Source organism: Kitasatospora indigofera, from assembly GCF_014655955.1.
Lineage (GTDB): Bacteria > Actinomycetota > Actinomycetes > Streptomycetales > Streptomycetaceae > Kitasatospora > Kitasatospora indigofera.
The window spans coordinates 243952-262531 of record NZ_BNBO01000002.1 but is presented as its reverse complement, the minus strand read 5'-3'; the positions used below and the strand labels follow the sequence as shown (position 1 = coordinate 262531).

At 77.0% G+C, this 18580-nt stretch carries 14 protein-coding genes; 12 read left to right on the top strand and 2 right to left on the bottom strand.

Annotated features, from left to right (window positions below; translation table 11 throughout):
- The first annotated feature begins 239 nt into the window (after window positions 1-239).
- The 12 genes from IE329_RS03130 to IE329_RS03075 all read left to right on the top strand — a co-directional run bounded on the left by IE329_RS03130 (window position 240) and on the right by IE329_RS03075 (window position 13160).
- On the top strand, window positions 240-1817 hold the full coding sequence (locus IE329_RS03130) for a phage tail sheath family protein (RefSeq protein ID WP_190209207.1): 1578 nt from the start codon (window positions 240-242) through the stop codon (window positions 1815-1817).
- 91 nt (window positions 1818-1908) lie between these two features.
- Complete coding sequence (locus tag IE329_RS03125; protein WP_190209206.1) at window positions 1909-2355, top strand: phage tail protein; 447 nt, start codon at window positions 1909-1911, stop codon at window positions 2353-2355.
- Window positions 2352-2846 (top strand): hypothetical protein, encoded by a 495-nt coding sequence (locus tag IE329_RS03120; protein ID WP_190209205.1) that lies wholly within the window; start codon window positions 2352-2354, stop codon window positions 2844-2846. The genes IE329_RS03125 and IE329_RS03120 overlap by 4 nt, the downstream gene beginning before the upstream one ends.
- The gene (locus IE329_RS03115; protein WP_190209204.1) at window positions 2843-2998 is read left to right on the top strand and encodes a DUF6760 family protein; all 156 of its coding nucleotides are present in this window, start codon (window positions 2843-2845) and stop codon (window positions 2996-2998) included. The genes IE329_RS03120 and IE329_RS03115 overlap by 4 nt, the downstream gene beginning before the upstream one ends.
- 2424 nt (window positions 2999-5422) lie before the next feature.
- Entirely contained in the window at window positions 5423-6574 is a 1152-nt protein-coding gene (locus IE329_RS03110) for a hypothetical protein (protein WP_190209203.1), read from the top strand.
- Window positions 6575-6748: 174 nt separating this feature from the next.
- Window positions 6749-7177: a phage tail protein gene (locus IE329_RS03105; RefSeq protein ID WP_190209202.1), complete on the top strand. Its 429-nt coding sequence runs from the start codon at window positions 6749-6751 to the stop codon at window positions 7175-7177.
- 86 nt (window positions 7178-7263) lie between these two features.
- Entirely contained in the window at window positions 7264-7968 is a 705-nt protein-coding gene (locus IE329_RS03100) for a CIS tube protein (protein WP_190209201.1), read from the top strand.
- Window positions 7969-7974: 6 nt separating this feature from the next.
- Entirely contained in the window at window positions 7975-9750 is a 1776-nt protein-coding gene (locus tag IE329_RS03095) for a VgrG-related protein (RefSeq protein ID WP_190209200.1), read from the top strand.
- Between the two features lie 48 nt (window positions 9751-9798).
- Window positions 9799-10182, top strand: coding sequence for a PAAR domain-containing protein (locus IE329_RS03090; RefSeq protein ID WP_190209199.1), 384 nt, complete (start codon window positions 9799-9801; stop codon window positions 10180-10182).
- Between the two features lies 1 nt (window position 10183).
- Window positions 10184-10627, top strand: coding sequence for a GPW/gp25 family protein (locus IE329_RS03085; protein WP_190209198.1), 444 nt, complete (start codon window positions 10184-10186; stop codon window positions 10625-10627).
- Window positions 10627-12576: a putative baseplate assembly protein gene (locus tag IE329_RS03080; RefSeq protein WP_190209197.1), complete on the top strand. Its 1950-nt coding sequence runs from the start codon at window positions 10627-10629 to the stop codon at window positions 12574-12576. The genes IE329_RS03085 and IE329_RS03080 overlap by 1 nt, the downstream gene beginning before the upstream one ends.
- The gene (locus tag IE329_RS03075; RefSeq protein WP_190209196.1) at window positions 12573-13160 is read left to right on the top strand and encodes a phage tail protein; all 588 of its coding nucleotides are present in this window, start codon (window positions 12573-12575) and stop codon (window positions 13158-13160) included. Before IE329_RS03080 ends, IE329_RS03075 begins: the two co-directional genes overlap by 4 nt.
- Window positions 13161-13289: 129 nt before the next feature.
- On the opposite strand, the gene IE329_RS03070 is transcribed toward IE329_RS03075, so the two are convergent.
- Both IE329_RS03070 and IE329_RS03065 read right to left on the bottom strand, forming a co-directional pair.
- Window positions 13290-14945: a COG1470 family protein gene (locus tag IE329_RS03070; protein WP_190209195.1), complete on the bottom strand. Its 1656-nt coding sequence runs from the start codon at window positions 14943-14945 to the stop codon at window positions 13290-13292.
- A gap of 217 nt (window positions 14946-15162) precedes the next feature.
- Window positions 15163-18579: a helix-turn-helix transcriptional regulator gene (locus IE329_RS03065; RefSeq protein WP_190209194.1), complete on the bottom strand. Its 3417-nt coding sequence runs from the start codon at window positions 18577-18579 to the stop codon at window positions 15163-15165.
- Window position 18580: the final 1 nt, after the last annotated feature.

Here is an 18580-nt window from a genome sequence, read left to right as displayed (position 1 = left end):
TCCGGGTGGCCGCCCGGCGGCGCCGGAGAGCGTAGTGCGAAGGAGGAGCCCCATGTACACCCACGGCTGTGACACCCACGGCCTGGACGCCCTCAGCTGAGCTTGCCGTAGCAGCCGGCCCGCTGCCCGATCGGGCAGTTCACGCTGCCCCCGACGGGTGACGGACAGCCGTTCACCCGGGGCCCGGGAAGGGCCAGGCTTCGTGGTGGAGCAGAGCCACCGTCGAAGGAGTACCGAGCATGCCGCAGTACCTGTCGCCCGGGGTGTACGTGGAGGAGGTCCACAGCGGGCCCCGCCCGATCGAGGGGGTCGGGACGTCCGTGGCCGCCTTCGTCGGGTTCGCCGAGAAGGGTCCGTTCCACACACCGAGCCTGGTGACGACCTGGAGCCAGTACGTCCAGCTGTTCGGCGGCTTCGTCGAGGGTTCGTACCTGGCGCACTCGGTGTACGGGTACTTCGCGAACGGCGGCGGCATCGCGTACGTGGTGCGGGTCGGGGCCGAGGGCGCGGCCGAGGGCGGTGCGGGCCGTCCGGGGCTGACGAAGGGCGGGCGGGTCGCCGCGAAGGAGCTGCCGACCGGCGAGCCGGTGGCCCTCGGGTCGTTCCGGATCGCCGCCCGGGCCGGCATCGAGGGCGAGATCACCGTCGAGGTGACGGACGCGGACGGCGAGGCGCCGGCCGAGGACCGCTTCAAGCTGGTGGTCGCGCAGGCCGGCAAGCCGGTCGAGACCTTCGACGTGTCGGCGAAGAAGAGCGCCCGCAACTACGTGGTCACGCAGGTGCGGGAGCGCTCGGCGCTGGTCCTGGTGGAGGAGGCGGCGACGGCGAGCGGCGCGCTGGCCCGGCCGCAGAAGCAGACGCTGACCCTCGCGGTGCCGGCCGGGCCGGCCGAGGTCGTCCCGGCGGGGATCTCGGTCGCCGAGTACGTGGGTGACGCGGAGGCCCGGACGGGCTTCGCGGGCCTGGAGGCGATCGACGAGATCACCATGCTGGCGGTGCCGGACCTGATGGCCGCGCACCAGCAGGGCCAGATCGACGCCGAGGGCGTCAAGGCCGTCCAGCTGGCGATGATCACGCACTGCGAGCTGATGGGCGACCGGGTCGCCGTGCTGGACCCGCTGCCCGACCTGACCCCGCGCCAGGTGCGCGAGTGGCGGCAGGAGGGCGCCGGTTACGATTCCAAGTACGCGGCGCTGTACTACCCGTGGATCAAGGTCTTCGACCCGGCGAGCGGCCAGAACAGGTTCGTCCCGCCGAGCGGCCACCTGCTGGGCATCTGGGCCCGCAACGACGCCGAGCGCGGGGTGCACAAGGCGCCGGCCAACGAGGTGGTGCGCGGCGCGATCGACCTGCAGACCAACGTCACCAAGGGTGAGCAGGACCTGCTCAACCCGATCGGCGTGAACTGCATCCGCTCCTTCCCCGGGCGCGGCATCCGGGTCTGGGGCGCCCGCACCCTGGCCTCGGACCCGGCCTGGCGCTACATCAACGTCCGGCGGCTCTTCAACTACCTGGAGGAGTCGGTCCTGCTGGGCACCCAGTGGACCGTCTTCGAGCCGAACGACGAGCTGCTGTGGATCAGCATCCGGCGCGACATCTCGGCCTTCCTGACGGAGGAGTGGCGGCGCGGGGCACTGTTCGGGGCGACCGCCGCGCAGGCGTTCTACGTCAAGTGCGACGCCGAGACCAACCCGCCGGAGTCGGTGGGCCTCGGGCAGGTCGTCTGCGAGATCGGCATCTGCCCGGTGAAGCCCGCCGAGTTCGTGGTCTTCCGGCTGGCGCAGTTCTCCGACAGCACCAGCCTGGTCAACGAGTAGTACTCCGCTCCCCGGGGCCGCGTCGCCCGAGTACGACGACGCGGCCCCGGAGCGGTCCGAACCCCCAAGAGCAGAGAGGCGGTAACCCCACATGGCCGACACGGCCGGCATGGCGATCGCGACCCACATCTTCACCGTGCAGCTGGGCGCGTACGAGGTCGAGACGGTCCAGGAGGTCAGCGGACTCTCCTTCGAGCTGGACGCCATCGACCACTTCGAGGTGACCAAGAGCGGCCAGCTGGTGGTGCGCAAGCTCGCCGGCGCCCGCAAGGGCGGCGAGGTGACCATCAGCCGCGGGCTCGGCGCCAGCGGCGAGTTCACCAAGTGGCTGGAGGAGTCCTTCATCAAGGGCAACGTGAAGTCGGCCCGGCAGTCCCTGTCGATCATCGTCAAGGACACCGAGAACAACCCGGTGCGCACCATCAACCTGAAGAACGCCTGGGTGAAGAAGTGGGAGGGGCCGAACCTCAAGGCCGGCGAGTCGCAGGCCGCGCTGGAGAAGGTCACCGTCGTCTTCGAGGACGTCGAACTCCTGTGAGGCGCCGGTCCGTCGCCGGGGCCCCCGTCCGCCCGGACGAGGACGAGTACCCGGAGCACGAGCAGGAGGGGTTCGCCGCACCGGCCCCGGCGCAGCCGGTTCCGGCGGCGCCGCCGGAGCGGTTCCGGACGGAGTTCGAGTTCGAGCTGCCGCGGGGCTACCTGGACCGCAACGGCGTGCTGCACCGCACCGGGGCGATGCGCCTGGCCACCGCCCGGGACGAACTGATGCCGCTGATCGACCTGCGGGTGAAGAACAACCCGGCGTACCTGACGGTCGTCCTGCTCGGCTCGGTGATCACCCGGATCGGCAGCCTCACCGACCCCGGCGGCCAGGTGGTGGAGGAGCTGTTCGCCTCCGACCTGGCCTTCCTCCAGGACTTCTACCGGCGGATCAACGCGGAGGGGCACACCCGCGCGGCGGTCACCTGCCCGTCCTGCGAGTCCCCCTTCGAGGTCGACCTCGCCGGGGGGCGCCTGGGGGAATCGTGACGTACGCGACCGACCGCCTGTACGAGGAGATCGCGTACATCGCCTACCACTTCCACTGGGAGCAGGACCGGCTGCTCGACCTGACCCACCCGGACCGGATCCGCTGGGTGCAGGAGATCGCCCGGATCAACGCACGTATCAACGAAGGGTAGTGAGGAATCGTGGCACTGCGGGACCGGCTGGGGCGACGCCGCCCGACGGGCGAGCCTGCGGCTGCCACGGCCTCACCGGCGCCCGCCGGACCGGCGGGCACGACGGTCGCGGGCCCGGTCGGCATCGGCGGTGACGGTACGGGCTCCGGTGCTACGGGATCCGGCGGTGCAGGCTCGGGTGCTACGGGATCCGGCGGTGCAGGCTCCGGCGACGCGGGCGGGGCCGCCGACGGGCAGCGGGCCTCCGGCGCCTGGCGGCAGCTGCCCGCCGTGCAGCGGGCGGCGGCGACGCCGGCCCTGATCAGTGACCCGACCGCGTTCGAGGGTCGGCTGGCGACCCGCCGGAACCCGATGTTCCACGGCCGCCTGGGCCATCTGGTCAGTCCGCAGGCGCCCGCCGGCGTGCTGCACGGCCTGCTTCGGCCCGTCCCGGGCCAGGCCGTCCAGCGGTCGACGGACGGCACCCTGCCGCTGGTCCGCCCGGAGGAGCCGGGCCGAGCAGCGGCAGACGGCGCGGGCTACGCGCCGGACAGCAGGTCGGGCAGCGGATCGGGCGACAGCCCCGGTGAAGGTCCGGCGTACGGCCCGGCGTACGGCCCGGCCGCTGCGCCGCCGCTCCGGCGGTCGGGCCCGCCGCACCCGTCCGGTCCGTCGGGGACGTCCGAGCCGGCCGGCGGGTCGGGTACGTCCGGTACGTCCGGTACGTCCGGGCCGCAGGCCGTCCCGCTGTCCCTCCCGCAGGCGGCGCCGGCCCGGCAGGCGCCGACGCCGCGTCCGGCGATGCCGCTGCCCAGGCTCGCGGTGCAGCGGGCGGCCGTCCGGGCGACCGGGCGCGCCGGTGCCGGTCCGTCGGGTGCCGGTGCTTCGGGTGCCGGTGCTTCGGGTGCCGGTGAACCGGGCGCCGGAGTGCCGCGCGCGGCCGCTGCACCGGCCGCCGCCGGGGCCGGGACGGACCGCCCGAGCGCGGGTGGCCGCCCACTGACCTCGGTGCACGTGGCGCCGGTCCCACCGCGCCGGCTCAGCGCCCTGCCCAGGCCGGCGGCCCGGCCGGCCGCCCCCCAGAACTCCGCGGGCCCCATCCCCCAGGGGCCCGCGGATCCCGTCCGCAGCACACTCGGCGGGCCCGCCACGGAGCCCTCGCCCCGGCCGGCCCAGGCGGCCACGCCCGGCGGCACCGGGCCTTCGGCCGGGCCGGGCCCGGCCATCCCGCCAGGCCCGTCAGGCGCGTCAGGCACGCCGGGCCGGGCGGACGGGCCGGTCGGGCCCGTCCGGCGCAGTACCGGCCGGCGCGCCGGGCTCGGCGAGCCGCTCACGGCCCTGCCACCCACCGCCCTGCCGCCGACCGCTCCACCACCCACCACTGCACCGCCCGCCGCACCGCCGGTGGCGGGCCCTCCGGCGGGCACGGCCGCACGGCCCGCCGGGCCGGCCCGGGCCGGCAGTGCCCAGGGGGCGCCGCCCGTCCAGCGCTCCGTCCGCCCTGCGGGCTCGACCCCGGACCCGACGGCCCCTTCGACGGGGGCAACCACCGCCGGCCGGGGGGTGGCCGGATCAGCGGGAGCCGGCGGCACGGTGCGTCCCGCTGCCGTCCCGGACCGCACCGCCGGCGGCCCGGACCGGCCGCTCGTCCAGCGGAAGGCCGAGGCCGGAGGGGCGACGGGCGGCGAAGCCCCGGCCCCGACCGACCGCCGCGCGGCGCCGGTGTCCGCCATCAGCACGGCATCCACCGCCACCTCCGCCCCTGTCTCCACCCCTGCCTCCGGGCCGGCCGCCGGCGCCGCGGGTGCTGTCGCCCCGCCCCGGGCTCCCGCTCCGGCCCCCGTGGTGCAGTTGCTGGCGGACCGGCCGCTGTCGCCGTTGCTCAAGGGCGAGCACGCGCCGGGCGCCGGCACCGTCCCGGCCGGACCGGCCGTGGTCCCGCTCCGCTGGGTCCGGCCCCAGGCCGCGTCGGACACCGCGCGGACCGGGCCGACGCACGGGGATCCCGCCCCGGACGGCGCCACCGCCGCTGCCGTGCAACGCTCGCGGTCCGGCGGCAATCCGCCGCCCGGCGGGCCACCCGCCCCCGACGGGCGCGGCCCGTCCGCGCCGCGCTCCGCACCGGCGACCGGCCCTGCCGTGTCCGCCGCCGTGTCCGCCGCCGTGTCGCCGCAGGGTGGCCGGCCCGACCGCGCCGGTGGGATCTCGCGGTTCGTCCAGCGTCGGACGGGCGCCGGCACCATCCGGACCAGCAGCACCACCCGCACCGGCGGCAGCCCCGGCCGCGACACCGGCGCGCCCGGGGCGGGTGAGGCGACGCCGCCGGGCCGATCCGCCACCGCCGCTTCCGCCCCGGCCCGGGCCGGCGGTCCGGCCCCCGGCCCGGGCCCCGGCCGCCGGCGCTCGCTCCCGGCCTCGGCCTCGTCCTCGGCCTCGTCCTCGGCCTTGTCCAACGGCACGAACACCAGCACGGGCATCAGCACGAACGCCGGCGGCCCGGGCGGCGGACGGCGCTTCGTCCAGCGGCTGCTCCGCACCGCCGACGGCCACCCGGAGCGCGGGAGCGGGCCGGCCGGTAACCCGGGCCACCCCTCGCACAACCCTCCGCCTGCCGGAGGCACGTCCCCGGCCCTCGCCACCCCGCTCGTCCACGGCGCGCCACTCGTCCACGGCACGCCGGCCGTCCAGCGCGCGCACGGTCCGGCCGCCGAGGGGCCGGCGCCCACCGCCGTCCCGGGCCTGCCGGCCGGCGCCACGGCAGCCACCACCACCGCGGCCGTACCGCTGGTCCAGCCCGCCGCCGGCGCGCGGACCGACCGGGCCTCCGCCCCGGCCACCCCCCGCCCGACGGTCCAGCGCTCCGCCGTGACCCCCACCGGCCCACCCGCCGTGCCGGTGCGGCCGGCGCCGCCCGGAGCGGCGACGGCCGCCACCGGCCACCCCGTCCTGCCGACGACTGCCCCGCAGCGGGGCGGCTGGGCCGGCGGGCCGCCGGTGCCGCTCTCGGCGACCGCCGCCGGTACGCCGGGGAGCGCCTGGGCCGGTCCGGCGGCGGCCGCATCCGTTCCGGTGCTCAGCCCGCCGAGGCCCGCCGCGCCCTTCGCACCGGCACCGGCACCGGCTCCAGGTCCGGCTCCGACATCCGCAGCGCCCCAACCGGCCCAACCGGTCGTGCAGCGCCGGGCGGCCGGCCCGGCCGGCGCCGTCGGCCCGGTGGTCGTGCAGCGGCGCCCGGAGCCCCGGCCCGGCCCGGAGCCGGAACCGCCCCGGGCCTCCGGCGCCAGGCCGGCCGGCGGCTCGACCACGGTGGGGCTCTTCGGTGCCCCCGCCGCTCCCGCCCTCGGCGGGCCCACCGGTCCGGGCCTGCCCGGCAGCCCCGGCCGGGGGCCGTCCGGCGGGCCGGCGGACGACCCGGGCGGGGGCCAGGACGCCTCCGCCGCCCCGCTGCCGGACCCGTCCGTCCTGCTGGAGTCGCTGGAGCGCCGGCACCTGGACGACCTGGCCCGCCGGCTCGCCGAACCGCTGGGGCGGATGTTCCGGTCCGAGCTGCGGCTTGGCCGTGAGCGCGGCGGCCGGTGGCTGGACGGCGGCCGGTGAGCCGGCCGCCCGGGCGGGCGGCCCCACCCTGATCCGTACGCGCCGCGGGCCCGTACGGATCAGGACCCGCACCCGCCCGGTCCGCTCCCCCGGGCCCCGTTCCCGCGCGGGCCGCCGTGCCCGCCCGGGCCACCCCCGTACATCGTCGTCACCGCTGACAGGAAGATCCCGACCGTGACCCTCCCCTACCCCGGTACCAGCGTCCATTTCCAGCTGCAGATCAGCGGGATCGACCTGGGCGACTTCTCGACGTGCAGCGGGCTCGGCGCCGAGGTGGAGGTCGAGCAGCGCGCCGAGGGCGGCAACAACTCCTTCGTCTGGCAGCTCCCGACCAGGATCACGTACCCGAACGTGACGCTCTCCCGGGGGCTCACCCCGGACACCGCGAAGGTCTCCCGGTTCCTGGCCACCCTGCCCACCCAGGTGACCCGGGGAAGTGCGCAGATCACCGCCCTGACACCGCAGTTGACGGCCGGACCGGTGCTGGCCACCTGGGCCCTGCGGGAGGTGATCGTGGTCCGCTGGACGGGGCCGTCCTTCGATCCGTCCCGGTCGGAGGTCGCCACCGAGAGCATCGAACTGGCGCATCACGGCTTCCTCTGACCGGCCCCTCCGACCGGCCCCCGGACGGACCCCGCCCGACGGCACCCACCAGAGACCCCCAGCAGCGGACCCAGGAGAAGCAGCCGATGCAGACCACCCCTTCGAAGGCGACGCTCACCGCGTACGAGCCGCCGCCCAAGCCGGGGGCCCCGCCGGGGGGCCGGTTCGGCCCGGAGATCAGGTTCCAGTTCAATCCGAACACGCTGTCGCTGAGCAAGGGCGCGCAGTGGCGGCAGAACCTGATCCGGGGCGGCGAGGAGACCGGCGTCCCGGAGTTCATGGGCGCCCAGCCACGGCAGCTGAGCGTGGAGCTGTTCCTGGACGCAACCGCCACCCGGGACGACAGCGTGGCCAAGTCGGTTGAGACGCTGCTGGGTTGGTGCGCACCGACGCCGGCGAGCATCGCCGCGAAGGCGCCGAGCGCGCCCCGGGTGATGTTCGCCTGGGGGTCCTTCGAGAGCGTGAAGTTCTTCGGGTACCTGGGCCAGGTGAGCGCGACGTACTCGCTGTTCGATCCGAGCGGGCGGCCGCTGCGGGCCACCTGCCAGGTGCAGGTGACCGAGTCCGGGGAGCCGACGCCGGGGCAGAACCCGACCTCGGGGGCGCTGAGCGCGCGGCGGGTGCACCGTCTGGTGGCGGGCGACAGCCTGGAGCTGCTGGCGTACCAGGAGTACGGCGACGCGACGGCCTGGCGGCGGATCGCGGAGGCCAACGGCATCGACGACCCGATGCGGCTGCGGCCGGGCGCGGAGCTGCTGGTGCCGGCGGCGGCCGAGTCGAGGGCGGGGTAGCGGGCGATGCCGCTGGGTGCGAACACCAACGCGTTCGTGATCGGCTGCCCCGGGCCGCTGCCCGCGCCGTGGCCGGGGATGCCGATGGAGGTGCAGGTCCAGGAGAGCGGGGGGCTGCCGGCGGTCGCCGTGGTGCGGTTCCTCGATCCGGGCCGTGACCTGCTGGCGCAGACCGGCATCACGGTCGGCGGGAAGTTCACCGTGCAGGTGAAGCCGGGTGACGAGACCGCGCTGCTGCCGCTGTTCACCGGCGAAGTGGTCTCGCTGGAGGCCGAGTTCGACGGTGCGGGCAGTTTCACCACGGTGCGGGCGCTGGACGTCTCGCACCGGTTGCAGCGGGGCCGGCGGATCGCCGGTTACCGCAACAGCACCGCGTCGGAGGTGGCCGCGCAGCTGGCCTCGGCGGCGGGCGTGCCGCTGGGCACCGTGGACGCGACCCGGACGGTGTACGAGTACCTGACCCAGCCGAACGTCTCGGACTGGGAGTTCCTGCGCACCCTGGCGGTGGAGAACGGCCGCGAACTGGTGGTCGCGGACGGTCTGCTGCACTTCCGCGACCCGGTGCCGGCCACCTCGGCGCCGGGGCTCTCCACCCGGCCGGAGCAGAGCCCGTTCGTGCTGGAGCTGGGCCGGAACGTGCTGGCCGTCCGGGCGGCGGTGTCCTCGGTCGGGCAGGTGTCCACGGTGGAGGTGCGCGGCTGGGACGTCGCCCGCAAGGCGGCCGTGGTCGCGGACACGCCCGTGACGCCGAGCACCGAGCTGCAGGTGGGGATCACGCCGCAGCAGGCGGTGGCGGCCTTCCCGCCGGCCCGGCTGCTGGTGGCGGACGTCCCGTACCGGACGGCGGCGGAGGCGACGGCGGTGTCCACCGCACTGGCGGCCGACACCGCGGCGGCGCTCGGCGAGCTGGAGATCACCGTGCGCGGCAACCCGCACCTGCGGGTCGGCGTGCCGGTGACGCTGAGCCGGGCGGGCGCGCCCTTCGACGGCAAGTACACCATCACGGCGGCGGCGCACGCGGACCTGCGCGGCCTCGGCTACGAGACCCGGCTGACGGTCAGCGGCCGCCAGGACCGCAGCTGGTACGGGCTGGCCTCGGGCGCCTCGGCGGCGGCCCGCCCGGCCCGGATCCCGTCGGTGGCCACCGGGGTGGTGGTGGACATCATGAAGCCCGGCGAGACGCCGCTCTCCGGCTACCGGGGCCAGGAGAAGCAGGCCTGGGTGAAGCTGAAGTTCCCCTGGCTGTCGGACAGTTCGGGCGGCGGCGAGGCGTACGTCAGCGACTGGGCCCGGACGGTGCAGCTGGGCGGGGTGCGCGGCGGCGGGCTGGTCTGCCCGGAGATCGGCGACGAGGTCCTGGTCGCCTTCGAACAGGGCCTGCTGGACCGGCCGTACGTGATCGGCGGCCTCTACAACGGCGCCGACCTGCCCTCCCCCGACAGCACCCCGCTGACCGACGGCCTCGGGCGGGTCAACCGCCGGTCGCTGGCCTCCCGCAGCGGGGACCGCCTGGAGCTGCTGGACAGCGCGTACGCCGAGCAGGGCGTGCGGCTGCGCAGCGGCGACGACCGGCTGACCGTCCACCTGGACCGGCAGCGGACCGAGATCACCGTGCACAGCGACGGGACGGTGACGGTGACGGCCGGCAAGCAGGTCACCGTGCGGGGCGAGGGGATCACCCTGGACGCCGGCGGCGGGGAGCTGAAGCTCACCGGGCGCAGCGTCTCGGTGCGGGGCACCACCGACGTCACGGTCAAGGCCGCGACGATCCATCTGAACTGAGGGCCGGCCGTTGTGACGGCCGGCCGGAGCGAGAGAACCGAGGACCGGATGCCGCAGGCGGCGAGGCTGGGAGACACCACCAGCCACACCTACACCCCCGTGGTGCCCGGGGTCCCCACCGGCACCGTGGGCCCGCCCGGCGGGCAGGCCCTGCCCGCGCTGCCGGTCGATCCGGGGCCGCTGCTGGGCATCACCTCGGTACGGATCGGCGGGCAGCCGGCGGCCGTGGTGGGCACGGTGCACACCTGCTCCCTGCACATGCCGATGACGCTGACGCTGACCAATCTGGCGCTGCCGGCCGTGCCCCCGCCGCCGCCGACGGCCGGCCGGGTGCTGATCGGCGGGTTCCCGGCGGCCCGCAAGGGCGACCGGCTGAGCTGCCAGGCGTCGGTGAGCAGCGGCGCGCCGACCGTGTTCGTCGGGGGGCGTTGAGATGCCCGAGCAGTTCGTCGGGGCGGGCTGGGCCTTCCCGCTGCGGATCGACGCCACCGGCTCGATCGCGCTGGTCGACCGGGACAGGGAGATCGGCGAGTCGATCCGGCTGGTGCTGGGCACGGCGCCGGGCGAGCGGCCGATGCGGCCGGAGTTCGGCTGCGGCATCCACGGGTACGTCTTCGCGACGGCGGACGCCGACACCGCCGGGCGGATCTCGTACGAGGTGCGCCGGGCGCTGGACCGCTGGGAGCCGCGGATCCTGGTGGACCGGGTGGAGGTGGCGCTGGACTCCTCCGACAGCGGCACCCTCTACATCGAGATCCGCTACACGGTGCGGGGCACCAACAACCCGCGCAGCCTGGTCTTCCCGTTCTACGTGATTCCCGCGCACGAGCCGTCGCCGGCCGGCGGCGCGCAGTCTGTTCAGGAGAGTTCCCGCTGATGGCCCTGCCCTCCCCCAATCTCGACGACCGCCGGTTCCAGCAGCTGGTGGACGAGGCGAAACGGTTCATCCAGCAGCGCTGCCCGGAGTGGTCGGACCACAACGTCTCCGACCCCGGGGTGACGCTGGTCGAGGCCTTCGCCCACATGACCGACCAGTTGCTGTACCGGCTCAACCGGGTGCCGGAGAAGAGCTATCTGGCCTTCCTGGACCTGGTCGGGGTGCAGCTGTTCCCGGCGGCGGCGGCCCGCGCCGAGGTGACGTTCTGGCTGTCCGCGCCGCAACCGGTCCAGCTGCGGCTGCGGGCCGGCACCGAGGTGTCCACGCTCAGCAGCGGCCACCAGGACCGGATCGTCTTCGCCACCACCGACGAACTCGCGATCAACCCGTGCGAGTTCGGCCATCTGCTGACCAGGCCGGCGGACGGCCGTCCGGTCGACCGGACGGAGGAGCTGCAGGCCGGCCAGGACGTCGGCTGCTTCACCGACGTCCCGCAGGCCGGTGACCAGCTGCTGGTCGGGCTGACGGCCGCGGTGCCGCACTGCGCGGTGCTGCTGCGGCTGGACAGCCGGGTCGAGGGCGTCGGCGTGGACCCGCGCCAGCCGCCGCTGGTCTGGGAGGCGTACGACGGGGACGACTGGCTGCCGTGCGAGGTGGACAGCGACGGGACGGGCGGGCTGAACCGCCCGGGCGAGGTGGTGCTGCACGTGCCGGGCGGGCACGCGCTGGCCACGGTGGCCGGCCAGCGGGCCGGCTGGCTGCGCTGCCGGACGGTGCCGGCCAGGCCCGGGCAGCCGTTCTACGCCGCCTCGCCGACCGTGCGGGCGGTCACCGCCGCCACCGTCGGCGGCACCGTGCGGGCGGTCAACGCGCAGAGCGTGGAAGGGGAGTTCGTCGGCGACTCGGAGGGCACGCCGGGCCAGCGCTTCACCGTGGCGCACCCGCCGGTGCTGGGCGGCGACGGGCCGCTGACCGTCGAGGTGTCCTCCGAGGACGGCTGGCGCGAGTGGCGCGAGGTGGAGACCTTCGCCGACCGCGGCCCGCGGGACCGCTGCTTCACCGTCGACCGCAGCGGCGGCGAGGTGGCGTTCGGCCCGGCCGTGCGGGAACCCGACGGCTCGCTGCGCCAGTACGGCGCGGTGCCGCCGAAGGGGGCCAGGATCCGGGTGGCGCGCTACCGCACCGGCGGCGGCCGGCGGGGCAACGTGGCCCGCGGGGCGCTGTCGGTGGTGCGCAGCTCGGTGCCGTACGTGGCCCGGGTGGAGAACCGGGAGGCGGCGTCCGGCGGGGTGGACGGCGAGACGGTGCAGGGCGCGATGGCGCGCGGGCCGCTCCAACTGCGGACCCAGGACCGGGCGGTGACCGCGGCCGACTACGAACTGCTGGCCCGGCGGGCGGCGCCCTCGGCAGCCAGGATCCTGGCGCTGCCGGCGGGCCGCGGCGCGGAGGAGGGCGGGGTACGGGTGCTGGTGGTGCCGGCGGCCGTGGCGGACGGCGGCGACCGGCTGCGGTTCGAGCAGATGGTGCCGCCGGACGACATGCTGGAGGGCATCGCCCGGCACCTGGACGAACGCCGCCCGATCGGTGCCCGGCTGGTGGTCGAGCCGCCGTTCTACCAGGGCGTCACGGTGGTGGCCCGGCTGATGGCCCGGCGCGGCACCGCGACCGGCCAGGTCCGCGAGCGGGCGCTGGACGCGCTGTACCGCTACCTCAACCCGCTGACCGGCGGCGCCGACGGTACGGGCTGGCCGTTCGGCCGGCCCGTCCAGGCGGGCGAGGCGTACGCGGTGCTGCAACGGCTGCCGGGGGTCGAACTCGTGGACGACGTGAAGCTGTTCCCGGCGAACCCGTTGACGGGTGAGCGGGGCGCGCCGGGCGACCGGGTCGACCTGGACCGCAACGCGCTGGTGTTCTCGTACCAGCACCAGGTCCGGGTGGAGGAGCTGTGAGCGGGGACACCGGGCCGCAGCGCCCCGGCGGGGGTGGCGCGCGGTACGCCGTGGACGGCCTGGCCTCGCCCCGGCCGTTCGCCGCCCGGCTGCCGGAGGTGTACGCGGACGGGGAGTTCGGCGGGCGCTTCGTGGCGGCCTTCGACGATGTGCTGGCGCCGGTCTTCGCCGTGCTGGACTGCCTGGACGCCTACTGGGACCCGCGGTTGGCGCCGGCGGACTTCCTGGCCTGGCTGGCCGGCTGGGTCGCCGCCGACGCCACGGCGGGGCAGCCGGTCGAGCGGCTGCGGCTCGCGGTGGGCGAGGCGGTCCGGGTGCACCGGCTGCGCGGCACCGTGCCCGGCCTGACCGGGCAGCTGCGGCTGCTGGGCGTGGAGGCGGAGGTCACGGACAACGGCGGGGCGCACTGGTCGGCCACCCCGAACGGGCCGTTGCCGGGCTCGCCGCGGCAGTCGTTGCTGGTCCGGGTGGCCGTGCCGGCGGACGAGGGCGACCCGACGGCGTTGCTGCGGCGGGCCGAGGCGCTGGTGGAGGAGCACCGGCCGGCCCATGTGGGGTACCGGGTCGAGGCGGCGCTGCCGTAGGCCCGCCCTGACGACGACGGCGGCGGCCGGGGGTGGGAGTACCCCCGGCCGCCGCCGTCGTGCTGCCGCTCCGCACCGTCCGGGGCGGCCGGCGACGGGTCGGGTGCCCGGCGCCGGCGGCCCCGGCCGCTACGGCTTGGGCCAGCTGGTGGGCTGCACCACGCCGGGCGCCGCCTGGTCCTTCACCCAGCCGGAGATCAGCGCGAGCAGGGCGGTGCTGACGCTGCCCGCGGCCGCCGGCTGGTCGGTCTGGTACTTCTGGATCGCGCCCGCCAGCTTGGCGTCGTCGTAGGAGGCCGTCGGCAGGGCGGTCTTGTTGCTCCAACTGGCGAGCAGCTTGCGGACGTTGTCCTCGTCCGCGGCCAGGTCGGCGGCGCTCAGCTCGCTCTGGTCGGCCCAGCGCAGCGCGGCCCTGGTGGCGAAGACCTCCCAGGTGGTCCTGCCCGGCCCGACCTTGGAGCCGTCGCCGATGACGTCCCACATCCACAGCGCGGACATCGTCGCCCGGCCGAGGTTGCCGGACTTGTCGGTCGCGAGCAGGGTGCCCGGCGGGGTGCGCTTGTGGTCGTCGGTGGCCTTCTGGAAGCAGGCGATCTTCTCCACCGTCGGCGCGTCCATCTGGCCGGCCGTGACGGGCTTGGTCAGCCGGCAGTCGTTGGTGGCGTCCAGCCGCTTGAGCCGTTCCTGGGCGAAGAGGACGAAGAGGTTGGGCGTCTTGTCGCCCGCCTTGAGCGGCAGCGCGGCCCGGGCCGGGGTCGCCGGGGCGGGCGGCACGGCCGGCGCCGGAGCGGCCCCGCCACCGCCGCCACCACCGGCGGGAGTGCCGCCACCGCCGCCGCCACCGGTGGCCGTGCCACCGCCGCCGCCGGAGGAGCCGCCGGCGCCGCCGCTGCCGGCGGGCTGGCCCGGCAGCGGGTCCGGTGCGCCGGGGACGGTCGGGGCGGGCGCGGTGGGCTCGGGCGCGAGCGGCACCGGCTCGGGGGCGATCGGCGCGCCGGCCCCGGCCGGCTGGGCCGCCAGGGGGGCGGCGGGCTTCGCCCGGCTGGCCACCGAGGGGCTGGCGGTCAGCCAGAGCGCCAGGCAGCCGAGCAGCACCGCCGCCAGCAGGCCGAGCAGTCCGGCCGCCCAGCCGGGCAGCACCGCCCGGCTGAGGTGACTTCCCTCCAGGGTGAGCGGCTCGGCGCCCGCCCGCTGGACGGCCAGCGTGACGGGCAGGGTCTCGCTGCCGCCGCTCCACCGGATCCGGCGCGGCTTCACCAGCACCTTGCTGAACACGGCCCGCCCGGGCTCGATCTGCACCAAGGAGGGGTGCAGGTCGAAGTCCAGCTGGTCGCCGGTGTCCCGGCCGGCCAGCACGGCGGTGACCGGCGTGTTGCCCAGGTTGTCCACCGCCAGGTGGAACCGGCCCCGGAACCGGCCCCGGCTGACCGGCGGCACCAGTTCGGCGTGCAGTTCGGTGAACGGCGCGACCGAGACGACGCCCTCGACCACCGTGGTGGCCGAGCGCTGCTCGGCCGGGGTGACCTGGAGGGCGTACGGGTGCGGTCCGGCGGCGGCCTCCGGGGAGCGCGGCGGCGAGAAGACCAGCTCCACCGTGCCGGTGGTGCCCGGGTAGAGCGTCAGCGCGGCCGGTTCGATCCGCAGCCACAGCGCCGGGCCGCCGAGCGGCGCGACGCGGTACTCCTCGACGACGTCACCGGTGTTGCGCACCCGCAGGGTGACGGTGGTGGTGCCGCCCGCGTCCACGGTGGCCGATGCGGGTTCTAGGGAAGTCCAGATGCTCACCGCCGGACTCTAGGCGGCGCCCGGACGGCCTGTCAGCGGTCACCGGGGCCGACCCGGGGGCAGCGCCGGCTGCCCTTGGGGGCAACCGGCGCGGGGCGGCCGGCCCGGCCGCCGTCACCGCCCCGCACCGCCCCGCACCGGTCCGCCGTCCCTAGCCCGCCTGCCTCCTGCCCCCCTGCGCGCCGGGTGGCCCCGGGTGACCCCGGCTGGGCAGCGGCTACTCCTCGGCCGGGCCGGCCGGTTCGAAGCCGGCCGGCAGCTCGGCCCGCCGCCGGATGCCCAGCTTCCGGAAGCTGTTGGTCAGATGGGTCTCCACGGTGCGGACCGCCAGGTGCAGCAGGCCGGCGATCTCGGCGTTGGAGTGGCCGGCCGCGGCGAGCCGGCAGATCCGCTGCTCACTGCTGGTCAGGGCGGGCGCGCCGGTGTGCCGCGCGGTGGTCAGCCGGGCGCCGGACTCCTGGAGCAGGCCCACGGCGACCGTCCGCAGCCGGACGGCGCCCAGGCGTTCGGCCCGGGCGGCCGCCTCCCGCAGGGTCCGCCGGGCGGCGGCCCGCCGGCCGGCGTCGCCGAGCAGCCGTCCGTAGGTGATCAGGGCCGGGATCAGCTCGGTCGCCACCTCCGCCTCCGTCAGCAGTTCGACCGCCTCCCCGGCCGTCGCCAGACCCTGCCGGCCGCCGGTGGCCGCGGCCAGTGCCCGCATCGCCCGGCCGACCGTCCGGGGGGTGCCCCAGACCCGGGCCAGCCGCAGTTCCTCGGTGGCCAGCTCCACGGCCTGGCCGGGCAGCCCCAGCAGCACCTGGCAGTCGGCGGCGGCCGAGCGCCACGGGGTCACGATCGGGCTCTCGACCTGCCGTTCGCGCTGGCGGCGGCCGCACTCCAGCAGGTCGGCCAGCGCGGTCGCGGGCCGGCCGGAGGCGAGCTGCAGGAGCCCCCGGGCGTACAGGTACTCGTTCCACTCCCAGGAGCCCTGCGCCCCGCCCGCCTCGGCCGACCCGGCCAGCTCGTGCGCCTCGTCCAGCCGGCCGGTCTCGGTCAGCGCGATGACGGCCTGCGCCACCAGGTGGGCGTTGCCCAGCGACAGCAGGCCCTGGTGGCCGGCGTCGCCGTCCGGCCCGGCCGTCCCCGCCTCCCGGACCGGCGCCGCGCACTCCTCCAGCAGCTGCCGGTACTCCCCGCGCATCACCCGGCTCTCCGCGCGGACGCTGAGCAGGCACTGGTAGCCGGGGTGCAGCAGCGGGCCGCGGTAGGCGGCCATGCTCCGCTCCACCAGCCGGTCGGCCACCGGGAGCAGGTCGGCCCACTGGGCCAGGGTGGCGGCGGAGGCGATGACGTAGGACTGCGAGAACGGGTCCTGCGGGGCCTCGGTCAGCTCGTGGACGCGCTCCGCCACCTCGGCGGCCGACAGCAGCCCGCTGGTGGAGTCGAACTCGGTGAGCAGCGCCCGGGCGGCCGGCGCGATCCGCACGGGGGTCCGGGCCGCGATCCGGCGCAGCCCCTCGACCACCTGCAGCCAGCTGTGGCCGTCGTGCGAGGAGATCAGCGCGGCGGCGGCCTGGACGGCGCGGGCGAGGTCCTCCCGGTCGGCGAAGCGGTCGGCCAGCTCCTCCAGGACCTCCAGGGCGGCGGCGGTCTCGCCCCGGGCGGCGAGCGCCGAGCCGAGGGCGTTGGCCGCCTCGAAGACGCCTTCGTCGGACTGCTGCAGGTGCACGGCCTCGGCCAGGTGCCGGATGCCGGCCGCGTGCCCGGTGCCGCCCAGGGAGACCTCCAGGCAGCCGAGTTCGGTGAGGGTGGCGCCCCGGCGGCGGGCGGACAGCGGCTCCGCCAGGGCCCGCCGCAGCAGGTCGGCGGCCAGCGCCTGCCGGCCGTCCCGCCGGGCCGAGCGGGCCGCCCGGTGCAGGACGTCGGACGCCCACCGCTCCCCCGGGCCGGGGACGAGCAGCAGGTGCTGGGCGATCTGCTCGTCCGGGTCGCCGCGGCGGTGCAGCATCCCGGCGGCGGCCCGGTGCACCTCCGCGCGGCGGGTGGCGTCCCAGCCGGCCAGCACGGCTTCGCGCAGCAACGGGTGGGCGAAGCCGGGCCGGCCGCCGTCCGGTGCCGGGCCGAGCAGTCCCTGCGCCGTGAGCCCGGCCAGCCAGCCGGCCAGCCGGAGCGGGTCGGCGCCGGTGAGTTCGGCGAGTTCGGCGGCGACGGCGGCCTGGCCGGCCGGCCCGCCCGGCGGCGGGCCGGCCGGGGCCGGGAGGTGCGGGAGGGGCGGGAGGGGCGGGAGGCCGGGACCGGCGGGGTGCACCGACCGGGCCGGCGGAGCGGACGGGCCGGACGGGCCGGACGAGTCGGACGAGTCGGACGAGTCGGACGAGTCGGCGGAGGGTCCTGGGCCGGCGGACGGCCACGGGTGCGGGCCGGCCGGTGCCAGGGGCCGGCCGACCAGCTGGGCCAGTGTCCGGGCGGCGGTGGCGGCCTCGGGGCCGCAGCTGTTCAGCCAGTGGTCGACCGCGTCGACGAAGGCGGCGGGCACGGGCCCCGCGCCGGCCGCGGTCTGCCGGGCCCGGTCGGGCGGCAGCGCGGCGAGGTCCGTGAGCAGGGCGTCCAGCAGCAACGGGTTGCCGCCGGTCGCCCGTGCGCAGTCGTCCACCAGGGCTTCGTCCGCCGCTGCCCCGTCCGTCGCGGTCCGGCCCGCGACCGGAGCGCCGGCTGCGCCTCCGGAGGCGCCTGCGGCTACGGAGGCGGTGCCGGTGCCGGCGCTGCCGCCGGCCGGCCGTCCGGCACCGAGGCGACGGGTGACCAGTTCGGCGACCGCGGCGCGGCCGAGCGGGGCCAGCAGGCAGGTCTGCGCCGGCGGCGAGGCCAGGGTGCGGCCGAAGCCGGCCGCCGGGGCACCGAGTTCCGGCCGGCGCCGCTCGGTGACGACCAGCAGGACGGGCAGCCGGTCGATCCGGCGGCAGAGCTGGTGCAGCCACTGACGTGAGGGGGCGTCGGCCAGCTGGATGTCGTCCACGGCCAGCAGCAGCGGGCGGTGCGAGGCGTGCAGGAGCAGCAGGTCCCAGAGGTCGGCCTCCGGATCGCCCGGCGGATGCGGCCCGGCCCGCCCGACGGCGCCCGGGGTCCGGGTGGCCAGGCCGCGGGAGCGGGCGCCCGGGTTGAACAGCTGCCGGGCGGCCGCGTACGCGCTGTGCGACTCCTCGGCCGAGCAGCGGGCCCGCAGGACCCCCAGGCCGGCCGACGCCGGCCCGGACGCGACGGCCGCGAGCAGGGCGGTACGGCCGGTACCGGCGGCGCCGGTGAGCAGCAGGACCCCTCCGGAGCCGTGGCGGGCCCGCTCGGCCATCTCCGCGGCGCGGGCGAGGGCCTCGGTGCGCTCGGCCAGCCACGGGCGGGCGGCGTCCGGCCGCGGCCCGGCCGACCGGGGCGCCGGGACCCGGTCCGCACCCGGCCGCCCGGCCCGGACCGGGGCGGGGCCGGGATGCGCGGGGTGCGCGGGGTGCGCGGGGATCGTGGCCGGGTGCCCGGCACCGGCGGTGCCCGTGGTGGCCGCGCCCGCCCTCGTGGTCCGGTCGGCGCCCGTCCTCATGGTGCTCGCACCCGTTCTCGTGGTCGCGGTGTTCGTGCCCGTACTCGTGGTCGCGCTGCTGGTCATC